The 17,220-nt window shown below is 41.2% G+C and carries 17 protein-coding genes; 9 read left to right on the top strand and 8 right to left on the bottom strand.

Annotated features, from left to right (window positions below; genetic code table 11):
- Both V7K42_RS20205 and V7K42_RS20200 read right to left on the bottom strand, forming a co-directional pair.
- A partial coding sequence (locus tag V7K42_RS20205) for a hypothetical protein (RefSeq protein WP_334919149.1) occupies positions 1–307 on the bottom strand: 307 nt, incomplete at its 3' end.
- A 469-nt stretch (positions 308–776) separates the two neighbouring features.
- Positions 777–1,316: a DUF721 domain-containing protein gene (locus V7K42_RS20200; RefSeq protein WP_334919148.1), complete on the bottom strand. Its 540-nt coding sequence runs from the start codon at positions 1,314–1,316 to the stop codon at positions 777–779.
- 259 nt (positions 1,317–1,575) lie between these two features.
- Between V7K42_RS20200 and V7K42_RS20195 the strand changes: the two genes are divergently transcribed.
- From V7K42_RS20195 to V7K42_RS20165, 7 genes are all read left to right on the top strand, one after another.
- Positions 1,576–2,943, top strand: coding sequence for a hypothetical protein (locus V7K42_RS20195; protein ID WP_334919147.1), 1,368 nt, complete (start codon positions 1,576–1,578; stop codon positions 2,941–2,943).
- A gap of 105 nt (positions 2,944–3,048) precedes the next feature.
- Complete coding sequence (locus tag V7K42_RS20190; protein WP_334919146.1) at positions 3,049–3,804, top strand: PspA/IM30 family protein; 756 nt, start codon at positions 3,049–3,051, stop codon at positions 3,802–3,804.
- A 161-nt stretch (positions 3,805–3,965) separates the two neighbouring features.
- Positions 3,966–4,742, top strand: a complete 777-nt coding sequence (locus V7K42_RS20185) for a PspA/IM30 family protein (protein ID WP_334919145.1) — start codon at positions 3,966–3,968, stop codon at positions 4,740–4,742.
- A 174-nt stretch (positions 4,743–4,916) separates the two neighbouring features.
- Positions 4,917–5,252 (top strand): thioredoxin family protein, encoded by a 336-nt coding sequence (locus V7K42_RS20180; protein ID WP_334919151.1) that lies wholly within the window; start codon positions 4,917–4,919, stop codon positions 5,250–5,252.
- 54 nt (positions 5,253–5,306) lie between these two features.
- On the top strand, positions 5,307–6,503 hold the full coding sequence (locus V7K42_RS20175) for an LL-diaminopimelate aminotransferase (protein ID WP_334919150.1): 1,197 nt from the start codon (positions 5,307–5,309) through the stop codon (positions 6,501–6,503).
- A 416-nt stretch (positions 6,504–6,919) separates the two neighbouring features.
- Positions 6,920–7,942 carry an NF038130 family PEP-CTERM protein gene (locus V7K42_RS20170; RefSeq protein ID WP_334919144.1) on the top strand — a complete coding sequence of 341 codons (1,023 nt, stop codon included), beginning with the start codon at positions 6,920–6,922 and terminating at the stop codon, positions 7,940–7,942.
- An 868-nt stretch (positions 7,943–8,810) separates the two neighbouring features.
- Positions 8,811–9,233: a response regulator gene (locus V7K42_RS20165; RefSeq protein WP_334919143.1), complete on the top strand. Its 423-nt coding sequence runs from the start codon at positions 8,811–8,813 to the stop codon at positions 9,231–9,233.
- A 20-nt stretch (positions 9,234–9,253) separates the two neighbouring features.
- Here the strand turns inward: V7K42_RS20165 and V7K42_RS20160 are convergent, their stop codons facing one another.
- The gene (locus V7K42_RS20160; RefSeq protein WP_334919142.1) at positions 9,254–9,433 is read right to left on the bottom strand and encodes a hypothetical protein; all 180 of its coding nucleotides are present in this window, start codon (positions 9,431–9,433) and stop codon (positions 9,254–9,256) included.
- A 648-nt stretch (positions 9,434–10,081) separates the two neighbouring features.
- Here V7K42_RS20160 and uvrC point away from each other — a divergent pair.
- The gene (uvrC, locus tag V7K42_RS20155; protein ID WP_334919141.1) at positions 10,082–11,959 is read left to right on the top strand and encodes an excinuclease ABC subunit UvrC; all 1,878 of its coding nucleotides are present in this window, start codon (positions 10,082–10,084) and stop codon (positions 11,957–11,959) included.
- A gap of 635 nt (positions 11,960–12,594) precedes the next feature.
- Positions 12,595–12,774, top strand: coding sequence for a replication restart DNA helicase PriA (locus V7K42_RS20150; RefSeq protein WP_334919140.1), 180 nt, complete (start codon positions 12,595–12,597; stop codon positions 12,772–12,774).
- Positions 12,775–12,856: 82 nt separating this feature from the next.
- Here V7K42_RS20150 and V7K42_RS20145 read toward each other — a convergent pair whose 3' ends face one another.
- The 5 genes from V7K42_RS20145 to lgt form a co-directional block, all read right to left on the bottom strand.
- Positions 12,857–13,327 carry a hypothetical protein gene (locus tag V7K42_RS20145; protein ID WP_334919139.1) on the bottom strand — a complete coding sequence of 157 codons (471 nt, stop codon included), beginning with the start codon at positions 13,325–13,327 and terminating at the stop codon, positions 12,857–12,859.
- A gap of 142 nt (positions 13,328–13,469) precedes the next feature.
- Entirely contained in the window at positions 13,470–14,564 is a 1,095-nt protein-coding gene (gene rlmN, locus V7K42_RS20140; protein ID WP_334919137.1) for a 23S rRNA (adenine(2503)-C(2))-methyltransferase RlmN, read from the bottom strand.
- Between the two features lie 79 nt (positions 14,565–14,643).
- On the bottom strand, positions 14,644–14,997 hold the full coding sequence (locus V7K42_RS20135; protein ID WP_334919135.1) for a phenylpyruvate tautomerase MIF-related protein: 354 nt from the start codon (positions 14,995–14,997) through the stop codon (positions 14,644–14,646).
- Positions 14,998–15,096: 99 nt separating this feature from the next.
- The gene (cobM, locus tag V7K42_RS20130; protein WP_334919133.1) at positions 15,097–15,921 is read right to left on the bottom strand and encodes a precorrin-4 C(11)-methyltransferase; all 825 of its coding nucleotides are present in this window, start codon (positions 15,919–15,921) and stop codon (positions 15,097–15,099) included.
- Between the two features lie 196 nt (positions 15,922–16,117).
- A complete protein-coding gene (lgt, locus tag V7K42_RS20125; RefSeq protein ID WP_334919131.1) occupies positions 16,118–16,993 on the bottom strand; it encodes a prolipoprotein diacylglyceryl transferase in 876 nt (291 codons plus the stop codon).
- Between the last annotated feature and the right edge of the window lie 227 nt (positions 16,994–17,220).

Raw genomic sequence — 17,220 nt, 5'->3', positions numbered from 1 at the left:
CTGCTTCAGTCTTAGCCTCTTCAGAATATATAGAGGCAGTTATTTCCTCTATGGAGGTAAGAGTAGCATTATCTAAATCTGAGGCTACAGAATGAGAACAAGCTAAAACTGGTGCTGCATCTGGCAAAGTCCAGGCATCTTCCAAGGTTTCCCAAGAAGGTGCAAAAGGTGGAAGCGCCAAAGAGCAAGCCTTCCAAGTTGCTTGAACTGGCGCTCCCAATTGCTGGCACACTCCGCCACGGCGACCCTCTGGTTGGTAATGACGGCAATATTTACAGGCAGATGCTAAAAATTTAATAGGTTTCATTTGGGTTCATCTTTAGTGCCGTTTCTGGCTGAATTTCATCCTTATATTTTGCTTCTATATATAAAGACAGATAAAAGCCAAAAAGTCATTATTATTCATAGGTTTCAGCGATCCCAACGAAAAACTAAACTTTAGGATATTTTTATAATCTTGTTATATTTTTAAATAATTTTGAGAGTGATTACCTATAGATTTTGGCTAAAACTTATTAGGGATCAAGAGTAAAACTAAAGATTTTGATTTATTTAGCCTTTTAACTTCCTCCTTAAGGATAGATTAAGGCATATAATTCCAGATAAATAGTCTGCTTCCCGTACCACATTAGACATATTTTAGCCATAAAACATATTATTTTCTCAATAATTAGAACTTTTCTATATGGCAGAAGCAAATTACTTGAGGAAAAATTCTACTCAACGAATAATCGCTCAACTATTTTGCTGTCAATTGAAGTCAGAACTGACTCTCCTTAAAACTGTTTAGCAGCACATATAGAACAGACTGCCCAGCGCTGGAGTTCGCCGGGTGGGGTGGGAGATTCACATTGAGGACAAAGGGGTAAGCCATGCGATCGCGATCGCATAATCTTCGTCCAATGCCCAAAAGCAGCATTTACATCCTTAGTGGGTGTAACATCAGGAAGGCTAATCTCATCAGCAAGGTAACTGGGATGCTCGTGGGGCGAAATTGTTTGTTGCTGTTTTCTCTCCACAGATTTATTCTGCCAGCTAGCAGTAGAGAAGCGAATATCAACCAAAGGCGTTGGCAGCTTTTTATTCAACTTTAAAAGCAGAGACGTGCGACCAAAAGTCAGGTTTTGCGCCCAAGCAGCACTAGAAGTTGCTACCGACAAAACATCGCGCTGAATCGATAATGGTCGAGTATTTGCGGCAACCCCTGACCCAACAACTTCTGCCCAACACTTAAGTAAGTATTGAAATGGTTGCTCCTGCCATTTAGCCTGCTTTTCTAGAACGCCTAAAATATCATGAATTGATTTCAACGACATTATTCAAAGTGCTGTTAACGGTAGCGGGGCGTTTAGCCCGTGAGAAGTGAGGAATGAGAAGTGAGGAGTTTTCCCCCTACTACACTCACTGCCCCATACTCCATTTCCAAGATAGACTCCCATGAACTATTGTTCACAACAAAGCCTGAAAATCTCTCTTTCCCAATTCCCCATCTATCTATTTATATAATTTTCGCTACTATTGTCAGAAATATATCTAAAGTTAATTTCAGCAATCTACGTTTGAGGCACAGAGGTAATGACTCAAAACCCCCTGAACGATTCCGGTACTCAATCGTCTAAAACACCTGGATTGAAACCAGCACTAGCAGCAGCACTAGCGAGTTTAGAGGTGCCGCTAGATCAAGAGTTAGCTCGGTACCGACGCACGCGAAATGGTTTGGTGTCATCGAACCAGCGCCGTGTTGCCAGTTACATGAGCAGTCAAGCCCAGCCCTTGACTGCCATTTTGACAACATCGGGCACAACTCAGTCATCAATAACAGAAATTAAACCCAACGTGCCCCCTGCATCTGTACCTGTGAATCATCAGGGAACCCCAGCGCCAGTTACGGCAAAAATTGACGTACCACCAGTATCTTCTGTAGCTTTGGCTGTGAATTCTCAAAAGAACCCAGCGCCACCTACTGCAAATACCGAAGAACTAAATAATTTCAATGTGCCCTTCACACCCGATTCTGCTAAAGTCCAAACTCAACTTCCACCGCCGCCACCCAACTTTAGTAGCAGCATCGTGCCAGCAATCGTTAAAGATACTAAGAGCGAAAATCTCTTGCAGTCAGATGACACCCCTAAGCACCCGGATGACTATTTAAAATCTAGTGAAGCACTGCTGCGAAGTCTGACAGAAGAACAAGCGGAAACCAAGAAGCCAAGCAATTCTAGCGATAGTCTCCTATCACCTTTGGGTATCGGCTCAATGTTGCTACTCCTAGTAGCAAGTCTTACCTTGGGTTATGTAGTGTTCAATCCCAAAGGCTTGTCACAGTTGAATTTAGGCAAATTATTTAACGGCAACTCATCTCCCGCGCCAGAAAATACTGAGGAAGTTGGAAGTAATGTCCAACCTAAGATCCAGCCGCCAAGCACATCTATACCCAAATATCCTAATCTAGCTGCCCAAGAGTTTCCTGATGTGAGAGATCCTAATGATGTAGTTGGCTTACAACCTAAAGTCCAACCAACCCTCGCAGTAGTACCTAATCCAGTTGTTCCCCAAAACCCCGTAAATTCTCAAGGGACATTGCCTCAAACCAACACAGCCCTAAAACCGACAAATCCGATCGCTTTAGCACCAGTCCCGATGGTACAGCCCTTACCTCCCCTGAGGAATTTGCCTCCCATTTCAACGGCAAAAACCTTGCCCAAGTCAATCGCAACTTCACCAAAGCCGAATGCAGAAATCAAACCAGCAACAGATGGGTTTTATCATGTAGTGATAGAAAATAAAGGTGCGGCTTTTGCCTCAGCCAGGCAAGTAATTCCCGATGCTTATTTATCACCCAACAAAGAATTGATTTATCTCGGTGCTTTTAAGACCAAAGATCAAGTACAAAAACAGATGCAATTATTACAGGCAAAGGGAATTAAGGCACGGGTTCAGTAGCCATAAGTTGCAAAAATCTACGATACCATGAGATAACAGCACGGGCTGAACGCCCCGCTACCGCTAACAGCACTCAGTATTGAGTTTCGTGAATGGAGAGCCGACATGGAATTAATCAAGCGAATCTTGCGGGTGATTCGCGCTAATCTCAATAGTTCGATTGGGGGTGCAGAAGATCCAGAAAAGATTCTAGAGCAAACTGTCCTGGAAATGCAGGAAAATCTGGTGCGGTTGCGGCAGGGTGTAGCACAAGCGATCGCCACCCAAAAACGCACTGAACGACAGGCGGGGGCTGCCCAGTCTCAAACAGAAGAATGGTATCGCCGCGCCCAATTGGCCTTACAACAAGGCAATGAACCTCTAGCCCGCGAAGCTTTGACTAAACGCCAAGCTTATAAAGAAACTACTACAGCTCTCTTTTCTCAGATAGAGCAGCAAAACGATATAGTCGCTAGGCTAAAAAAGGATATGCGATCGCTAGAGTTAAAAATTTCCGAGGCGAAAACAAAAAAAGATATGTATATTGCTCGCGCCCGTTCTGCTGAAGCGTCTTATCGCCTCCAGGAAATGCTCGGCGGAGTTTCTGCCACTAGTAGTCTGAGCGCCTTTGAGCGGATGGAAGAAAAAGTTTTGCAAATAGAAGCTCATTCAGTTGCAATAACTCAACTCGGTAGTGACGACTTGGAAACACAATTTACTTCCTTGGAATCTATTAATAATGTGGATGCCGAATTAGCCGCGATGAAGGTACAGGTTTTAAATTACGCAGAAAACACGCAGCACCACAGTCTGCTTACCGAGGAGAACCAGAACAAAGTTCAGCCTCTCCAACAGCAGTTACCCAAAACTCAAGACTCTTGAAGTTGGGCTACTTAACCGATTTGTAGATATCTTAACAATTAAGAGTTGTTAGAACGTACTGATTCCAGCCGGAAAGATTACATTGAAATAGGTAGCTATTAAAAAGTAAAAAAGCTAACTGTCCGACAAAAAGCGTAAACCAAACAAGGAAAAACAAAGTTATGGGATTATTCGATCGCATTAAGCGAGTAGTTAGTTCTAACCTCAACGACCTGGTTAACAAAGCCGAAGACCCCGAAAAAATGCTAGAACAAGCCATCCTGGAAATGCAGGAAGACTTGGTGCAGCTGCGTCAGGGAGTAGCCCAAGCGATCGCCGCCCAAAAACGCAGTGAGAAACAGTACGCTGATGCCCAAAATGAAATCAATAAGTGGCAACGCAACGCTCAACTAGCCCTACAAAAAGGTGATGAGAACTTAGCACGACAAGCCCTAGAGCGCAAGAAAACTTATACGGATACTAGCACTGCCCTAAAAGCTAGTTTAGATACCCAAAGCACTCAAGTTGAAACCCTCAAACGCAACTTAATCCAGCTTGAAAGCAAGATTTCTGAGGCGAAAACCAAGAAAGAAATGCTCAGAGCTAGAATCACCACTGCTAAAGCCCAAGAGCAACTGCAAAACATGGTAAGTGGGATGAATACCAGCAGTGCAATGTCTGCCTTCGAGCGGATGGAAGAAAAAGTCTTGATGCAAGAAGCCCGGGCCCAGTCTGCTGGAGAATTAGCAGGTGCTGATTTAGAAAGCCAATTTGCTCGGTTGGAAGGTAGTAGCGATGTTGATGATGAATTGGCAGCGTTGAAAGCGCAAATGCTACCACCTGCTACTCCAGTAAGTCAAGCCCAACTACCACCGCAACAAGAAGCCACTCCTGCTAAGTCTAATGAAGTGGTTGATGCTGAGTTGGATTCTTTACGCAAGCAATTGGATCAACTATAAAATTGCCAGAAAACTTATTTGAGCCAGTCCCACGCCTGTTGGCTGTGGGATTTTACGTCATTAGTCAATAGTTAACAGTCCTAATAACTATGAATTATTGATTATGGACTATTGACTACTTTGGGATAAAGTATTGTGTGTGCCAACTTCGATCGCCACCTGATGGAGACTGCAATGAGTAAGGCTGTAATCACCATAACTGATGCTGAGTTTGAAACAGAAGTATTAAAAGCTGAACAGCCAGTATTAGTTTACTTTTGGGCTTCCTGGTGTGGGCCTTGTCAATTGATGTCGCCCCTGATTAGTTCAGCTGCTACCCAATATAGCGATCGCCTCAAAGTCGTGAAAATGGAAATTGACCCCAACCCAGTCACTGTTAAACAGTACCAAGTGGAAGGTGTCCCCGCTCTCAGACTATTTCAAGGCCAGGAAGTTTTAATTTCGACTGAGGGAGTCATCGGCAAAGATAAATTACTCGAACTCTTAGATACGCACTTAAATAGTAATTAGTCAATAGTTCATAGCAAATGACAAATGACAAATGACTAATGACAAATGACTAATATGCAATTTGCAAAGCGTTTACAACCCCTGCAATCAAATGTATTTGCTGATATGGACAGAGCCAAGGCGATCGCTTTGGCCGCTGGACAACAAGTAATTGATTTGTCGTTGGGGTCTTCTGATTTACCAGCCGAAGCACACGTCATTGAGGCGATCGCCCAATCTCTCCACGATCGCAGTACGCACGGCTATCTGTTGTTTAACGGTACTTTTGGGTTTCGTGAAGCCGCAGCCAACTGGTACGAACAAAAATTTGGCATCAAGGTAGATCCCCAAACTGAGGTACTACCTCTGATCGGTTCTCAAGAAGGTACAGCCCATTTACCTCTAGCATTGCTCAATCCAGGAGATTTTGCCCTGTTGCTCGATCCAGGTTATCCCTCTCATGCTGGGGGAGTCTACCTAGCTAGTGGTCAAATCTACCCGATGCCATTACGGGCAGAAAACGCTTTTTTACCAGTATTTGCTGATATTCCTGCCCCAGTCTTAGCTCAGTCGCGGATGATGGTATTAAGTTATCCTCACAATCCCACCTCTGCGATCGCTCCTTTATCTTTCTTCCAAGAAGCTGTCGCCTTCTGTCAGCAAAATAATCTTGCCCTGATTCATGATTTCCCCTACGTAGATTTAGTATTTGAGGAAATTGGGAATTGGGCAATGAATTCTTCCCAATCCCTAGTCCCCTCAATTCTCCAAGCCGATCCAGAGAAAAGCGTCTCGATTGAATTTTTCACCCTTTCCAAGTCCTACAATATGGGCGGCTTCCGTATTGGCTACGCAATTGGTAATGCTGAGTTAATTAATGCCTTACGTCAAGTAAAAGCTGCCGTTGATTTTAATCAGTATCAGGGGATTTTAAATGGTGCGATCGCAGCCCTAACTGGCCCTCAAGCTGGGGTAAAATCTGCTGTCGTTACCTTCCAGCAACGCCGTGATGCTTTCATTACTGCTTTACACCGCATTGGCTGGAATGTTCCTACTCCCAAAGCCACAATGTACATCTGGGCAAAGTTACCCTCACCTTGGAGTCGAAACTCCATAGAATTTTGTACCCAGTTAGTCAAACAAACTGGTGTAGCGGCTTCCCCAGGCGCTGGCTTTGGCAAATTCGGTGAAGGGTATGTCCGCTTTGCCTTGGTACATGAGCCACCTTTGTTAGAAACTGCTGTGGAAAAAATTGCTCAGTTTCTTCATTAAATTTATTCTCAAGCCGAACGCCAAGAATTTTTTGCGCCAAAGTCTATGGATCAAAGACGCAGCAAAGGCGCACAGCCGTGCGCCTCTATAAATGACCGTATTATACTGAACTCAAAATTCTTATATTGTATCTTATATCACTTTCTGTAAATGCATAATATATGTAATTAGACTTAAAAAAATCTAAAAACATTCGTCATACTTTTACTGATAATCGCAAGTAACTTCACCCAATCAGGTCTCTCCATTTCTTAAACTGGGTTTGTGCGTTCAGCTACCAAAGATGGCTAACAATGCAGGTCGCGTTTTCAAGCCGCCGTATTGCCAAAAAGCCTGTAGTCAAGACAGCCCAAGCCTATAAACGGCAATAGTTTAAAACTTAACTTCCAAATTGACAGAGACTTAAAAAAATGAAAATGACTTTCCAGAAACTTGTAATTGGTGCTTCAATGGCTATTGGTATGAGCGCTCTTGCTACTGCTCCAGCACACGCTACATCTTTTAGTTTCAATAATACAGCAGAAATTAACACTTACACTGGTGGCTCAAAGGGTACCTTCATTAAAGGGAATGCACAAGGTGGTACTGACGCTGCCATCAAAGCTTTGACAGATAACAATTCCAGCTCTAACGTCGAGCTTTGGTATAGTACCGAAAACCCCACTTCTAACGTTGGTTTCACCGCCACAGAAGGGAACTACAGTGCTACCGTTAGCAGTGTTACTGCTAATGACTGGAATACTTTTGGTTCGCAATGGCTGGGCGATTTGTTGAATACCTATACTCCATTCAAGACAGTGTGGAATGGTTTTTCAGCGACTACCCAATCATTAGTAGCGAGTTATTTTCCTTCATTGGGAATGGGAGACCCTAACATTGGTAGCTTCCAATTCGGTCAAAATGGCGGTGTGGAACTGAGCTTGGTTGGTCACTTAGATGTAAAAACCAAACTCTCAGATACACTTTCTACTAAACTTAACGAAGCGTGGACTGGAGGAGTGAAATCACTATTTCCAGGTAAAACAATTTTACCAACCGCTTTAGAAGTTCAAACTCAGATTTCAACACTTCAACTAACGCTTAACTCGCCTCTAACCCCTGCTTCTAAGAAGGCAACGCTGTCAACTCAAATAGCTCAACTGACATCATTCAAAGACCTCCTCAACTTCAAAACTGCATTAAACGCCTACCAAGGTGAAATCGGAGCTAGTGAAATTGCCAAGGTAGTTACTGGTGGTCAAACCTCCTACGCCTACAGCTTTAACTCCACTGCATCTGGAATTACAGCCTCTGATGACGGCATATCTTACAGCGCTTATTACACTTGGCACACACCTGGATACGTAAAGCAAGTCCCAGAATCATCAGTAATACTTGGTCTGTTGGGTGTTGCTGGTGTGTTTGCTACACAACGCAAATTTAAAAAAGCATCTATTTAAGATTGCGGGTTAAAAACGACAAATCAGTAAGGGAGCTAACAGCTCCCTTTTTTATGAATATTTCCTTGCAGCTATAGGAATCCGGTTTGATTTCTCAAATATACGTAGGGTGCGTTAGCGCTGCGCTGACAGTACGGAAGCATCCGAAGCTGATGGTGCGTTACGACGTTCCGTTTAACGCACCCTACAGATACTTATATTTTTCAAGAATCAAATATGAGTCATATATAGGAATTATATTTTATTTTTGAAAAAACTCAGTACAACTCAAAGAGCTTTTTTCCCCTTTACCCTTACCTCTTAACTGCTTCGCACACCACGCAAGTAAGTTCATAAATCAAAGCGGATTTATCTGTAGAACTCATATTTAATTTTTGAAATACAAGCAGGGTGTGTATTAGCGATCCCGTGGGGTAACGAAACGCATCATAATAGTTGCAAAAAATGAATCGTTTGTAAGGGTCTATATATCTGTTGCCACATCAACGGATTTGTAACATCAATTTCATGAAATAGTATTACTTACCTTCAAATCTAAGTGAAAACTTTTCAATGAAGGACAATTAGCCTAATATTGCTTAAGTAATTTCACTCAAAAGAATTAGTCACTTCACTTTTGAAAATAATTCTTTTATGTAATACTATAAATTGTCAAGAGCTAGTAAAGAAAAGATTAATATTTGATTGGTGTCACATTTAAACATACTATTATTAAGTATTGTATGGCAGTTGAATTTAATTTATTAATGTCTTTAACTAGATTATATAAGTTAAGTTATTATTGGTTTTGCCATTTAAATGTACTACTGTTATATTTCATGATAATAATCGTTGCCTTTTACTTAAGATAATCAGATAATAGGTAGCAATGACAGCACAATTATTCAATGTAGGTCAGCCATTGCGTTCACAGCAAGTTAAAAGAATTTTGCTAGTTGAAGACCATTATCTCAATAGGTTGTTACTGAGTGACTATCTAAGTTACTGTGGCTATGATGTCCAAAGTTTATCAGAAGGATCTGCTTTTTTCTCAACTATAGATAAATTTCAGCCAGATTTAATGTTATTAGACTTGAAGTTGCCAGATATTGACGGTTATTCACTCTTAAAACAAGTACAGCAAAAACCTGATTTATCAAAAATACCGATCATTGTGGTTTCAGCTTTTGCTTTTAAAGCAGATCGAGAACTAGCTCTAAGTTTGGGCGCACGTCGATATTTTGTCAAACCTCTAAAACTCAAGGATCTTATACTTACAATTGAAGAAGAGTTAGCTTTTGACCAAGGATAAAATTTTTGCTGGGCATACCTTTATTCAGCTTTTTGGTCTTTAATGAACTCTTCAACTTGCTCACTAATATTTTGTACAGAAGTGCCAATTTTTAAAATTTTATTTTGTACTTGTGCTAATAGCAAAACTGTGGTTTGAAGTTCATTGAGCGTTTCAGCCATAGCTTCTCGGTACTGGGCTTCAAATTCTTGTAGGTTCATCGTTAAGCTCTTTTTGGAAATTATTGTAATAACTATATTTCCAATGATATTCGTAAAATTAACTGACTAAATCCGTTAAACCGCTTAATGTTATACTTAAATTAAAAATCTAAACTATTCTTTGATAATAATTTGTTTCTCTAATGTCTATATAAACAGAAAGTAAATTTATTATTATTTTTAATGAAAAGTATATAAACAAAATTAACTAAATTCCAAAAACAAATTTTCCAATAACGAATTATTATCTATTTTTAAATATTAATTATAAATTCCAAAAGCCAAACTGTTATTCTGACAGTAGCAGATAAAGAATAAAATCACGGCTAGATAAACTCTTGGCTGCTACAAAGTTGCGATGCTTGCTGTAAAGTATCTAGTAAATTGTGGCGAAAGTTACCTACCTTTTTAAGGAGGCTTTGCCCCAAATCTCGTTAATCTAGATGGTCGCGGGATTTACGCCATGTTGTATTCGATCGTAAACCAAGCCACCCTGTGGGTACTCCCTTGGGGAATTCGTAGAGTAACCGCAGAAGCATCTAGAGAACAAAAGTCTACTTACTTTATATTTACTTGATAATTACTCTATTAAATCGGCACAAAAAAACAATTTTTCTTAAAATAGAGAAAGATTACCTAATATTGGTTGTGACAATATCTACTCAAATACTACCACTGGTTAAAGAGCCGGAACGACTGGAAAATCGTTTAGCCGAAATTCCGCCGGAACCGGGAGTTTATTTCATGCGCGACAAGAGCGATCGCATTATATATATAGGTAAGTCACGGAAGTTGCGATCGCGTGTCCGTTCTTATTTCCGCGATGGCTACAACAAGACTGAACGCATCGTCACGATGGTCAAGTTGGTGACAGAAATTGAATTTATCGTCACTGATACTGAAGCCGAAGCTTTAGCATTAGAAGCCAACTTGATTAAGCAGCACCAGCCATACTTCAACGTGCTGCTCAAAGATGATAAAAAATATCCCTATCTCTGCATTACTTGGTCAGAAGATTATCCGCGAATTTTTATTACCCGTAAACGTCAATTTGGTAAGGAAAAGGATAAATTTTACGGGCCTTATACCGATGCTGGTTTATTGCGAGAAGTTGTCCGCATCTGTAAACGCATCTTTCCCCAGCGACAACGACCTCAACCACTTTTCAAAGATCGTCCGTGCTTAAATTATGATTTAGGGCGCTGTCCGGGTGTATGTCAAAAGCTGACTTCACCAGAAGAATATCGCAAAATTGTCCAAAAGATAGCGATGGTATTCCAAGGGCGAACTCAGGAATTGATTGACATTTTGACTCAACAGATGAACGCCGCCGCTGAGAACTTAAATTTTGAGTCAGCAGCACGCGTTCGCGATCAAATTTCTGGGTTAAAGTCGCTGACTGCTGATCAAAAAGTATCCTTACCAGATGATACAGTTTCACGGGATGCGATCGCACTGGCAGCTAACGAAGAACACGCTTGCATTCAACTATTCCAGATTCGCGCTGGCCAATTGGTGGGACGTTTAGCGTTTGTGGCGGATGCTCACGCAGAACCAGGAGCTATTTTACAACGAGCTTTGGAGGAACATTACCAAACTGCTGACTCAGTGGAAATACCTTTAGAAATTCTGGTACAGCATGATTTACCAGATGCGGAGATATTGGCGGATGTCTTAACTCAACGTAAAGGTAAAAAAGTCACGATTTTGACTCCTTTGCGGCAAACTAAGGCAGAATTAATTGAGATGGTAGAGCGAAATGCTCAGTATGAATTGCAAAGAATGCAAAAATTTGGCGATCGCAATCACCAAGCAATGCAAGATTTAGCAGCTATTCTCGATTTACCAGATGTACCCCACCGCATCGAAGGCTATGATATTTCCCACATTCAAGGGTCAAATGCTGTAGCTTCGCAAGTAGTGTTTATCGACGGTTTACCAGCCAAGCAGCATTATCGCCACTACAAAATTAAAAATCCCACGGTGACGGCGGGACATTCGGATGATTTTGCTAGTCTTGCTGAAGTTATTGGGCGACGATTCCGCAAATATGGGGAAGATCCGCAACTAACACGTTTGGGTAATCCAGATTGGCCTGATCTAATCATGATTGATGGCGGTAAAGGTCAGTTATCATCGGTTATCGCCGTTTTGCAAGAGATGAATTTATTAGAAGACTTGCGAGTTGTGAGTTTAGCGAAGCAGCGAGAAGAGATTTTTTTACCGGGTGAATCTAAACCCTTGACAACTGATGCAGAACAACCAGGGGTGCAGTTATTGCGGCGGCTGCGGGATGAAGCGCATCGGTTTGCAGTGACTTTCCATCGTCAGCAACGCAGTGATAAATTAAAGCGATCGCGTTTAGATGAAATTCCTGGCTTAGGACATCATCGGCAAAAGCAGCTATTAGGGCATTTTCGCTCAGTTGATTATATTCGCCAAGCAACAACCCCACAACTCGCTGAGGTTCCAGGAATCGGGCCGCGTTTAGCTCAAGAAATTTACGATTATTTTCATCCTGCTTGAGGAGATTAGTAGTCTGTAAAATTTCAATTTATGTATGAATAAACAAATTTGTAGTAAGGGCTAAAGTCCTTACTACACACCCTTAAAACTAGCTTGAAAAAGTATTAGTTCCACTCTCACAGAGGATTCTGTTAAGGTTGTCTGCGAGAATTTAAGATGGATAAATACCGTAAATTTACGGTATCTCGTAAGTATACTAATTTAGGTTAAATTATCTCTCCAGAATTTAACGTCATAATCTTGCTAGAAAATATTAACTAAAGATTAAGATAGACATTTTGTAACTAAATATACAGTAATTTATTGGTTTTAATTTTTGAATACAAGAATAGCTTTTTTTGTATTAGTCTGAAATGACTATAAATAAGGCTCTCTCAAGGCATTCATTATAGGGATCAGTAAATATCTAAGCGGGATTTAATTAAAAAATAATTTATGTATCTAAAGTATGAGGGTAAGATCGCTTAGATTTTAGGATAATATACAAAGATATCGAAAAGTTTTCAAATCTGAAATTTTCTTTAAAATAATCAGCCAATCTTAAGGTCGTTTGTTAAGTTGGGTCAAACCAAATTTATTGCTACTTTAACTGGCAGTTTTATCAAATAAAAAAATTTACAACTAGGGGTTTTAAAATGCAGATAGTTCAAAAGATTTACTGCCCAAATTGCGGCTGCCAAGCAGAACGTTATTATATTTATGATAGTCAATTGACTCGCACACAATGCTCTAGTTGTGACTACTTGATGATTAGTTGCACCCGCACTGGCAAAGTCATTGAAGCTTATGCACCAGGGATTTATGCAAAGCGCTAGATAATAAAAATTAAAAATTAGAGAAAATATTCTCCAATTTTTAATAATCAAAGTTCACGCTCTTAAATTTGAAGAGTTTACTTTACAAGTTACCCTTCTGTTGTCTGAGTTGTTGCTGTCGTCTTTGTTCTTGTAATCTTAATTCTTGCTGTTGTCTAATTTGTTGCTCTTGTCTAAGTTGTTGATCTTGTATTCTGAGTTGTTGCTGCCGTGAAAATTCTTGCTGTTGTAATCTAGTTTCTTGCTGTTGTAGTCTAAATTGTTGCTGGCGGATCATTTCTTGCCGTTGTCGTGAAAATTCTTGCTGCTGTATTCTCTGCTGTTGTTGTAGTTGTGGTTCCTGAAGGTTTAGCCGTAGCCATGTTTCCTTCATTTTTTCTTGTGTTTGCTGATTTTGCTCCTCTTGTTGTTGTCTGATTCTTTCTTGAAAAGACTCAGGTTGCTGAGGATTTGTCTGAATTATTTGTCCATAAGCAGGAGAATTCATCAGCAAAGTTTTTGCAACAACAATCACTAGTAGCCACAGTTTAAGCATCAATGGGCGATTCAACATACAGTTATTTGCTATGGGTTGGGTTGAGCGATCGCTTAACCTTAATATAACAATTTTTACCGCAGTCTATTTTGCAGCAATTACGATTAACGTCCAGATATCTGCAAGGTCAAAGTAATTAAACTTACTGACTGCAATAGATTTAATTCTTACTTGCTCTCAATTGTCCGCAAGCAGCATCGGCTTCTAAACCACGAGAATAACGCACACTAACAGCAGTATTTTGTTGCTTAAGGACGTTGACAAATGCTTCAATGCGATCGCGGTTGGGGCGTTTGTAGTCTACTTCTTGGATGGGGTTGTAAGGAATCAAATTCACATGACTTTGGAATCCTCGCATACATTTTGAAAGTTCTAATGCGTGTTCTGGTAAATCGTTGACACCAGCCAAGAGAACATATTCAAAGGTAACGCGCCGTCCAGTAATTTCTACATATTCTCGACATTCAGCCAGCAAATCTTCTAAAGGATAGGCGCGGGCGCTGGGGATAAGTTTTTCTCGTAGTGTTTGGTTGGGTGCGTGCAGACTCACAGCGAGAGTAATTTGCAAATTATTTTGTGCGAATTGACGAATGCGATCGCGAATCCCAACTGTAGAAACTGTAAGCGATCGCTGTCCTATACCGATATCTTGATTTAGAGATTTCAGGGCTGCTAAAACATTCTCAGTATTCAACAACGGTTCACCTAGTCCCATAAATACCACATTGCTAACCCGTTGCTGAAAATCTTCTTGCACAGTTAACACTTGATCGATAATTTCGTGCCGTGCTAAGTTGCGTTTGTAGCCTCCCTTACCAGTAGCGCAGAAATCACACGCCATTGGGCAACCCACCTGAGTAGACACGCAAACTGTCAGACGGGCTTTTGGGCCTTCTCCCCTTTCTGCAAAGGTGGGGATGCCAACAGTTTCAATAATTTGATCGTCTGCTAATCGCAAAAGATATTTGACAGTGCCATCGGGAGCCACAGAGCGGTAATGTAAAGTTGAGCGCCCAATGGGAATTTCTGCCACTTCCGCACGCCATTGCTTAGAGAAGACAGAAATATCAGCTAGCGATCGCACTCCCTTATCATAGATCCATTCATGCAGTTGCTTTCCTCTGTAAGCAGGTTGTCCTTGTTGCTGCACCCAAGTGCTTAACTCCGCAACAGAAGCACCGAGAAGGGGAGGGATTAATTCTGATTTTTCTGGGTTGTGTGAGTCAACCTGAGATACAAGAGGCGTAGCAGACATAAAAAAATCACGAGTTGATGTAGGATCTCTATCCTACACCTGCTATATCGAGTTAGTCTTAACCAAAGAAGACGGGGAGTTAACCAAAGGTTGTACCGTTCCAGCCCCACATTGCCCCCTTAGCATCTGCAAACTCAATGTAAATACGATTTTTAGGTATACCTAGAGTTTGGTTAATTTGCTGGCAAAAGTCTTGACTCATTGCTGCGGTTTGATCTGGCTTCATCGTGCCAACGCTCTTAATTTCAATATAGCAAACGGGGTCTGTATTCCCCGCAAAAGTCATAAGAACTTCTGGCTCAAAAGCAGTCATTACATAAGATTCTGGTTTTCCCAAATGTTTCGCTAACTTGGCTGATAGATTTAAAAGCATGGACTCAATTTCAGCTTTTTGAGGAGCAGGCGCAGAAGTTTGCACTTTAATTAATGGCATAGTCCTGAATTAGAAATTATTCACACTGTTAAGTTTACCTAACCGCAGAGGAGATGACGGGAATAAGTTAGACAAAGGGCAGTTTTCCCAATTCCTAATTCAGTTATGAGATGAGCGAAACAGGTGATTATGTTCGGGATGATATAAACGCGATCGCCCTTTAGCTGTCGAAAGTGCTGGACTGATGATATAAAGTGTAGTGCGAATTAGTTTTTCTTTATGAGTGTATTCCGCCATTTCATTCAGTGGAACAACCTTAATTTTCTCATCGGGCCATCCGATACGGAAGCAAATTGCAATGGGGGTTTCGGCTGGATAGTGTTCGAGTAGTTTAGCTTGGGCATTTTCGACGTGACGCGCACTGAGATATAGGCAAAGGCTAGCCTGATGCGCCGCGAGAGTTGCTAATTCCTCATTGGCGGGGACTTCTGTACGTCCACTGATGCGAGTCAAAATGATAGTTTGAACTAAACCGGGTACAGTTAGTTCTACTTTGAGTTTGGCAGCAGCAGCTTGAAAAGCGCTGATACCTGGTATAACTTCAAAAGGAATATTTGCCTCAGCAAGGAGGTGCATTTGCTCGTGGATGGCGCTGTAGAGACTAGGATCGCCAGAATGGAGACGGACTAGAGATTTTTGTTGCGATCGCACCCTATCGATCATAATCGGCAAAATCTCTTCTAAAGTCTGATTCGCTGTCCTAATTATCTCCGCATCTGCTCGGCAAAGTTCTAAAATCTGTTCGGGTATTAAAGAATCAGCAAATAAAATCACATCAGCAACAGCCAGTAGTTTCTGCGCCTTCACCGTCAATAAATCGGGATCTCCAGGACCTGCTCCAACAATATACACAGATGGTTCTATGGCATGTAGTGTTTTTTTATAACTTAAGTTTTCTGTATATTCACTTTTAAAAGAACCCACGACAATCCCTCAAAAACTTTTTTGATATTTCTCAGTATCTTTCCGGATTCACTCTCTTTCGCTGGTAGAGAGTAATGGTAGATGCACCCTGGTTAAGCCCTAGAAAATATTCTGGGGCATTTTTTATTTTTTAGTCATTTGTCGTTGATCATTTGGGCATTGGTTATAAATTATTCTCCTTTGCCCCTCATCCCCCTTATCCCCTTATCTCTCCATTTCCCTTGGGAGTAGGCACTACGTCGGGTAAAGAGCGTTTGAGTAAGTAAAGCCAGGCTAATCCAACGAATCCTAATAAAATTCCTAAACTACTTACTACTTGTGCCATCCGTAATGGCCCCAGCATCAAGCTATCAGTGCGGAAACCTTCAATCCACAAGCGTCCTAAGCTGTAGGCTGGCCAGTAAACTAAAAATAGCGTGCCTACCTTCAAACGTGGCTTACCGGATAAAGATCGGAAAAATAACGTTATTAGTAGCGCAAATACCATTAAATCCCACAGAGATTCGTACAGGAAGGTGGGATGGAAGTAATCGAAACTAGCATATTGTAGAGGACGATGGTCTGGTGGAATATACAGCTTCCAAGGTAAATTGGTAGGATCGCCAAAAGCTTCAGAATTAAAGAAATTACCCCAACGTCCGATCGCTTGCCCTAAAATCAACGAAGGCGCTACTAAATCTGCCAGTTGCCAGAAAGAAACCTGCTTGATTTTGGCAAAGATTAACGCAGCTATAACGCCACCAATAATTGCTCCGTGAATGGCAATACCTCCTTCCCAGATAGCAAAGATTTTTCCTGGAGTTGGGGCATATTTTGACCACTCAAAGAAAACGTAATATAGCCGTGCGCCGGGAATTGCCCCAATCAATAACCAAAAGAACAAATCGCCTAGCAACTCAGGATTGACGTTACGGCGCTTTGCCAACTCCTGGGAAAGAATTACGCCAATTAACACTGCCGTAGCAATCAATAAGCCATACCATCGAATACTTAGTGGCCCTAATTTCACCAGAATGGGCCCTGGAGAAGTAAATTGAAACGCCAAGAGCAAGGTGGAAAAATCCAGTGCCATGAGAAATTACCTAGAAAAGTTCGTTAACTACCCGCGCACTTTGCTAAGTACGGAGTTTCTTGCATCTCGAATACTAGAATTACACTTAAAATCCAGCATCCATATTTAGGAGTCTAATTCCTAACGCCTAGTTGAGCATAACTTGTGTCACTAAAACAATTGAGTTTAGCATTCTTGCTCAGAGCGCAAGATGGTAGATTTGAGTAAGTTACACAAAATAGTTTCGA

Source organism: Nostoc sp., from assembly GCF_036917455.1.
Taxonomy (GTDB): domain Bacteria; phylum Cyanobacteriota; class Cyanobacteriia; order Cyanobacteriales; family Nostocaceae; genus Nostoc.
Note: the sequence above shows the minus strand (reverse complement) of the source record. Positions and strands in the feature narration are given on the sequence as shown.

Bases quoted from the DNA above. Each gene is read 5' to 3' on its own strand.
- V7K42_RS20145 (WP_334919139.1), bottom strand. From the start codon at position 13,327: ATGTTGAATCGCCCATTGATGCTTAAACTGTGGCTACTAGTGATTGTT.
- V7K42_RS20150 (WP_334919140.1), top strand. From the start codon at position 12,595: ATGCAGATAGTTCAAAAGATTTACTGCCCAAATTGCGGCTGCCAAGCA.
- V7K42_RS20200 (WP_334919148.1), bottom strand. From the start codon at position 1,316: ATGTCGTTGAAATCAATTCATGATATTTTAGGCGTTCTAGAAAAGCAG.
- V7K42_RS20185 (WP_334919145.1), top strand. From the start codon at position 3,966: ATGGGATTATTCGATCGCATTAAGCGAGTAGTTAGTTCTAACCTCAAC.
- V7K42_RS20170 (WP_334919144.1), top strand. From the start codon at position 6,920: ATGACTTTCCAGAAACTTGTAATTGGTGCTTCAATGGCTATTGGTATG.
- V7K42_RS20190 (WP_334919146.1), top strand. From the start codon at position 3,049: ATGGAATTAATCAAGCGAATCTTGCGGGTGATTCGCGCTAATCTCAAT.
- V7K42_RS20160 (WP_334919142.1), bottom strand. From the start codon at position 9,433: ATGAACCTACAAGAATTTGAAGCCCAGTACCGAGAAGCTATGGCTGAA.
- V7K42_RS20165 (WP_334919143.1), top strand. From the start codon at position 8,811: ATGACAGCACAATTATTCAATGTAGGTCAGCCATTGCGTTCACAGCAA.
- rlmN (WP_334919137.1), bottom strand. From the start codon at position 14,564: ATGTCTGCTACGCCTCTTGTATCTCAGGTTGACTCACACAACCCAGAA.
- V7K42_RS20195 (WP_334919147.1), top strand. From the start codon at position 1,576: ATGACTCAAAACCCCCTGAACGATTCCGGTACTCAATCGTCTAAAACA.
- V7K42_RS20175 (WP_334919150.1), top strand. From the start codon at position 5,307: ATGCAATTTGCAAAGCGTTTACAACCCCTGCAATCAAATGTATTTGCT.
- V7K42_RS20135 (WP_334919135.1), bottom strand. From the start codon at position 14,997: ATGCCATTAATTAAAGTGCAAACTTCTGCGCCTGCTCCTCAAAAAGCT.
- lgt (WP_334919131.1), bottom strand. From the start codon at position 16,993: ATGGCACTGGATTTTTCCACCTTGCTCTTGGCGTTTCAATTTACTTCT.
- V7K42_RS20180 (WP_334919151.1), top strand. From the start codon at position 4,917: ATGAGTAAGGCTGTAATCACCATAACTGATGCTGAGTTTGAAACAGAA.